Origin of the sequence: Flectobacillus sp. (genome assembly GCF_049240685.1) — a bacterium.
Taxonomy (GTDB): domain Bacteria; phylum Bacteroidota; class Bacteroidia; order Cytophagales; family Spirosomataceae; genus Flectobacillus.
Map to the genome: position 1 here is coordinate 1 of NZ_JBMLSD010000507.1, position 5475 is coordinate 5475.

A 5475-nucleotide genomic window follows, 5' to 3' on the forward strand; every position below is an offset into this window, starting at 1 on the left:
CTTTTGTCAAAATAGAAAAAAGGGTGAGAAAATACATCTCACCCTTTAAAGTATACACATCTGTCTTAATTAATAAGTTAGTGAGCAAAATATAGTCAATTCTACCCGCAATATGTATTTAGCTATAGCCCTTAGGCAAGCACAGGTCTTTCTCCTTTTATAAAAAACTCTTGTTTTGCTTTAGCTTACGGCTTTGGGCATTCGGCAAAAATATATCTATCGTTACTAAAAAACAATTTAAGACGCTTTGCCTTGTTCCTGTTACCTAAAACAAAATTACTTATCTATTTACCAATACGCTTGTGGTTGGGGCATATTTGGTAGGATTCTTTGCATCGGTTGTTACTATTCCTCGTACATATACGGTGTAGCACTTGCCCGGAACTACCAAAGTTTGGTTTACGGTAGCGGTTGTTACCAAAGCCACTCCTCCCGAGACTCTCGCAAAAAATGGTACAGTAATCGTACCAGATAAGAAATTATCTATCGGAATTGTGTAAAAAGTATTATCCGAATTTTTATACGGTACATTTGTCGCAATTGCTTGACCATTTACCACAAAATCAACGGTACTTGAGTTAGAAATTAGGTTCAAAACTCTTACGTAGATATTTTTACCGTTGGCAGCTGGGAACTTATCTTCGAGTGCCACGGCTGAGTAATTTGGTGTAATGCCAGTCGCAAACACAGAGTAATATTTCCCATCTTCAAGGTTAAGGTTGGCTGATACCCCTACTGCATTGTTCAAAGAAGGAATAACAACGCCGACTTTGGTATTCCCTGCTGGGTAAGTAGCATACTCTGCCGTTAGCGGAAACGCGCTACCATACGTAAGCAAATTTGGTGCCGTAGGTGGTGTAGTGTTGACCCCTGAGAATTTTTTATCGTTTAGGTAAATATCCACACCTGCGACATCGGGCGCTGCATGAATAAATTTTAGACGACTACCCGTGGCAGGGAGTATATTTTGAAATGAATCTGCTTGTTCACCACAGGCCGCTAGTCCGAAAATGCTGGCAGCAAGGGTTATTATTGATAAAAATCTTTTATACGTCATTTTTGTAAAATTTAGGAGAAAATACTCTCTATTTTAAAAAAACATTAAGTAGTGTAAGCAAGTCTGGTGTACTTGTTCACAAAGGAAAAAATATACTTTTTTGCCTACTCTTTAGCCTACAATTCTATTACTATTCTGTTTTAGTAAACCATTGCTCGTAGGTATGATAATCAGGGTTGTTGCCACCCAATTTATCCAATGAGGCTCTATTCCATACATATTCGGAATTGTAACGAGGGCGAACACGCTGAACGGGTTTGCCATTGTTTTCAGTGGCAAAAGCTCTAGGCAAGGTAAAGCCTGTATAAATATTGGAATCGTATTTATAACGACGCATATCTACCCATGTCTCCATGTTTCCATGTGCATACATAGCAATAAATTTTTGGCACATGATATCACTAAGCGTTAACTCAGCGCCTGTTTGTTTGATGGCTTTACTGGCTAAAAATGTAGCCTTGTCACTTGCAGATACTCCTACAAAATCCATGTGTGCACCAATGGCATTTTTATAGGCTGCCAAAGCTGTTGCTTTATCACCTTTTCTAAAAGCCGCTTCGGCTTTGATGAACTGAATTTCTGAATAGGTTATAATTGGAAACGGAGCGTCGTCCTTATAAATGTATTTTCCTTTAGTAACATCTACTGGTGATTTGCCAACCAAGGCCGAAGGAGGAACACCCCATAAGATAGGCACACGCTTAGGGTTATCGACAGGTGTTGCGTTAGGGTCGACGCTACCTGGAGTAACACCTCTGTACACACCATCTACACAAGCCGTAAACATCAATGGTAAACGTGGGTCTACAACGCCATTGAACACACGACCGTCTAATAGACTGATGCTAAAGTCTGTTTGACGAAAAGATTGCATGTTGTCGCGAAGTGGCCCGAAGAAATTGCCATCGGCTGTACTTGCACCACGATGTGGAACCATAAAGTTATCGGCATTGGATGACATAGCTTTATCACAATATTCAATTACTTTATCAGGGTTATAAGAACTCTTATTGCTGATATGATTGGCATTACGAGCCAAGGTGGCATACACAAACTTTTTCCATTTGTCTACATTACCATTGTATACTTTATCTCCACGTACTAGCGAGCCAACGCCATCTCCAGTTTTGTTGAGGTTATCCAAGGCTTCTTGACTTAATCGGCGAACCTCTTCATAAATTAAATCTTGAGAATCGTAGTCAAACACATAACGGTTGGGTTCGAAGGCTTGCTTCAATACCATTTCGCAATGCCAGTCGGTAGTACTTTGCCACGACCACGCACGGATTGCTTTGGCCGCTCCAACATAATCCCATTTTTGTTTGGCAACTCCGTCAGCCACAATCAAATCGATATTAGTACCGATAGACCAATAGTGAGAACGCCATTTTTCGCCACCTGCATCAGAGCCAGAGACATAGCTATGTAAATCCCATGTGTTATTGGCAGCTGAGGATGCCCAAACTTGAGAATATTGCCCAGCATAACGACCATCAAATTGTTCGCCACGAACCATCTGTGCCACAATGGGAGGCAAAAGGGCATAGCCTTCAGCCACTTGAGGATTACTTGGGTCTTCGTTGATATTGAGATAATCTTGACAACTACTCATCAAAAGTGCTGTAGCTGCCAGAAATATATATGATGAGATTTTTTTCATTTCTTTCTGATGTTTTAACCGAATGTAAGATAAAAACAGGTTTTGATTAGAATGTTACATTGATGCCAGTACTGAAAGTACGAGGTAAGGATACCGTTCCGAAGTCGATTCCTGCGGCACCTACACCTAATGAGGTAGCAGTTGTACCATTTACACTTGGGTCGGCTCCTGTGTAATTCGTAATCAAAAATAACTCAGTACCGCGCACGAAAACTGAGGCATTTTTTATCCATTTTACGCCACTCAAAACTTTTGATGGAAGCGAATAAGATAAACTCACGTCACGCATACGAAGCCAGTTGATATCGTGTTCTACGAAATCAGATTCTGCTAAAGAGCTATAAAAACCTTGGTTTGTGCTGGTGCTAGGAGTTACCTGAACGGTGTTTGGCGTTGGGTTGTCGGTGTTTTCATAACCATCTCTTAAGACGCCTTTGTATACAATCGGAGTATTTCGATCGAGTGTTTTTGTACTCAGGCCACGCTCGTATAACCACATGGCATTACCATTAAATACATCGCCACCTTTACGAATATCCAACAAGAAAGAAAGATTGATAGACTTATAGGTAAAAGAGTTTCTTAAACCGATGGAAAAATCTGGATTACGGTCGCCAATAGGTAAGAAATTGGTATTTTTGATAGGTAAACCTGTGGCTGGATTAATCAAGATATCACCTCTTTTGTTTCGTAAATAGCTATATCCACCTATAGCAGTAGCCGAACCAGCCCATTGTTGGTAATAGCTCAAATTGTCGAGCGTCGGAAAATATTTTGATAAATCTCCGACAAATGCACTCGCACGTGCATTGTTGTATAACCAAGTATCTGAGTTATAATATTCGGCCACATCGGCAGGAAGATTTTTTACATCTGTCGTAAACTTCGAAAAGTTGACATTTACGTCCCATGAAAAGTTAGATGTTTTTACTGGAGAACCAGACAATTGTACCTCAACACCTTTGTTTGAGAAGGTTCCACCATTCAACAAAGCAAATATAAAACCTGTGGCATAACTCAAACGTTGTGTTACGATTTGGTCGGAACGCTCGTTCGAATAAAAGGCTGCATCGAGATTTAAACGACCCTTGAAGAAGCGCAATTCAGCACCTACCTCCATACCAACACCTCTTTCTGGCTTCAAGTTGGGGTTACCGCCATAAAATCCATAAGCAAAACCACCATCAGTAGTAGTTTGTGGTGTAAGGGTCGATTTGATTTTGTATGGCGTTGCAGGGTCTTTCCCTGTTTGGGCGTATGACGCACGAAGTTTACCGAACGATAAGAAGCCTAAATCTTTGAATGCAGGTAATTCGGTAAATACAAAGCTGGCACTTACAGAAGGGTAGAAGTAGTCATATCTTGTGGCGCCATACAAAGCCGAAGACCAGTCGTTTCTACCAGTAGCCTTCAAATAAAGAATGTCTTTGTAGTTCAAATCCAAACTTGCAAATACACTTTGTAGGCGTTTTTGTTGAATCGTAACTTTGCCTCTTTGGGTAGTTACATCGGTGTTGTTGATACTATTGAAATCTGGTAAGTACAACTTTTCGCCATACGAAGCATTTACTTCTGATTTATCATCTTGAAATGAAGTTCCAATCAAGAATGAACCATCTATATTACCTATTTTCTTTTTTGCAGTAGCAATAAAGTTTCCGTTAAAAATTCTACCTACATCAATCGCATTGTCGATATATCCCTTGGCTGCAATACCATTTGCTCCAGCTCCTGCACTCGAACCGCTTCCAGATTCTGGGTGAATCAGTAAGTTCAGAAACGTGGTGTAAGTATCTACCCCAAATCTACCAGTTACGTTCAACCAAGGCTTTATGTCTGCCGAAAGAGCAATATTCTCAATCATTCGAAGAGTTCTCTCTTTGTTTTGGTTTTTATATAAACTAAAGTAAGGATTATCTAATTCAGAGTTATCGGCCGGAACCAAACGTCGTCTTGTCCCGTCAATATTCAAATAGTTGCGCATATCGTCATTGGCAGGCCATCCTAAAGCGCTCAAATACATACCGTTTGCGCCTCTGTAGGCTTTTGTGATATCAGAGTTGGTAAGTGCAAATGAGTTTGTAAGTGTTACTCCTCTGGCAATTTCGGTGCTACCCGTCAGTTTGGTTTGGAATTGTTTCATCCCAGTTGTAGGTACAACCCCTGTTTGGTCAGTATAGGCCGCCGAGAAACGATAAGTAATTTTTTGCCCACCTTCTACACTAATGTTGTGGCGCTGTGTAGTACCAGTCTGGAAGAAATTTTCGACATTATCAAAAATTTGAGAATTAGAACCCTCCGAATATTTTGGGCCACGGTAAGCCGTTGCGGTTGGGTCTATTACACCATACGAGCCTCTACCATATACTTTTTGTGTTTCTACATAACGATAAATATTCGAAAAATCGAAAGAGTTGCTGTAGTTTACACGTGTAGCACCTTTCGAACCTTTTTTCGTAGTAATCATAATTACCCCAGACGAACCCTCAGAACCATAAAGCGCTGCCGCCTCAAGGCCTTTTAGTACAGTAATGCTCTCTATATCGTTTGGGTTAATATCAGCAATACGGTTCATGTAGTCGTTGGCGCGGTTGGGACCATCCGATACCAAGCCTCCCTGCGAGAAAGTATTGTTACTTACTGGCAAGCCGTCTATTACATACAAAGGTGAGTTGCTCCCACCAATAGACGTAGCACCACGAAGCTGTACTTGTGCCGATGCACCAGGCAAACCTGTTGTGGGGGTCATCGTAAGACC

Annotated in this window: 3 protein-coding genes; all 3 read right to left on the reverse strand. The window is 40.9% G+C overall.

Going from position 1 to position 5475, the window contains the following annotated elements; translation table 11 throughout:
- Positions 1 to 280: 280 nt before the first annotated feature.
- Positions 281 to 1057 (reverse strand): DUF4397 domain-containing protein, encoded by a 777-nt coding sequence (locus ACOVQ4_RS23545; protein WP_421823030.1) that lies wholly within the window; start codon positions 1055 to 1057, stop codon positions 281 to 283.
- A gap of 130 nt (positions 1058 to 1187) precedes the next feature.
- Complete coding sequence (locus tag ACOVQ4_RS23550; protein WP_421823031.1) at positions 1188 to 2717, reverse strand: SusD/RagB family nutrient-binding outer membrane lipoprotein; 1530 nt, start codon at positions 2715 to 2717, stop codon at positions 1188 to 1190.
- Between the two features lie 46 nt (positions 2718 to 2763).
- On the reverse strand, positions 2764 to 5475 hold a 2712-nt coding region (locus ACOVQ4_RS23555; RefSeq protein WP_421823032.1), incomplete at its 5' end, for a SusC/RagA family TonB-linked outer membrane protein.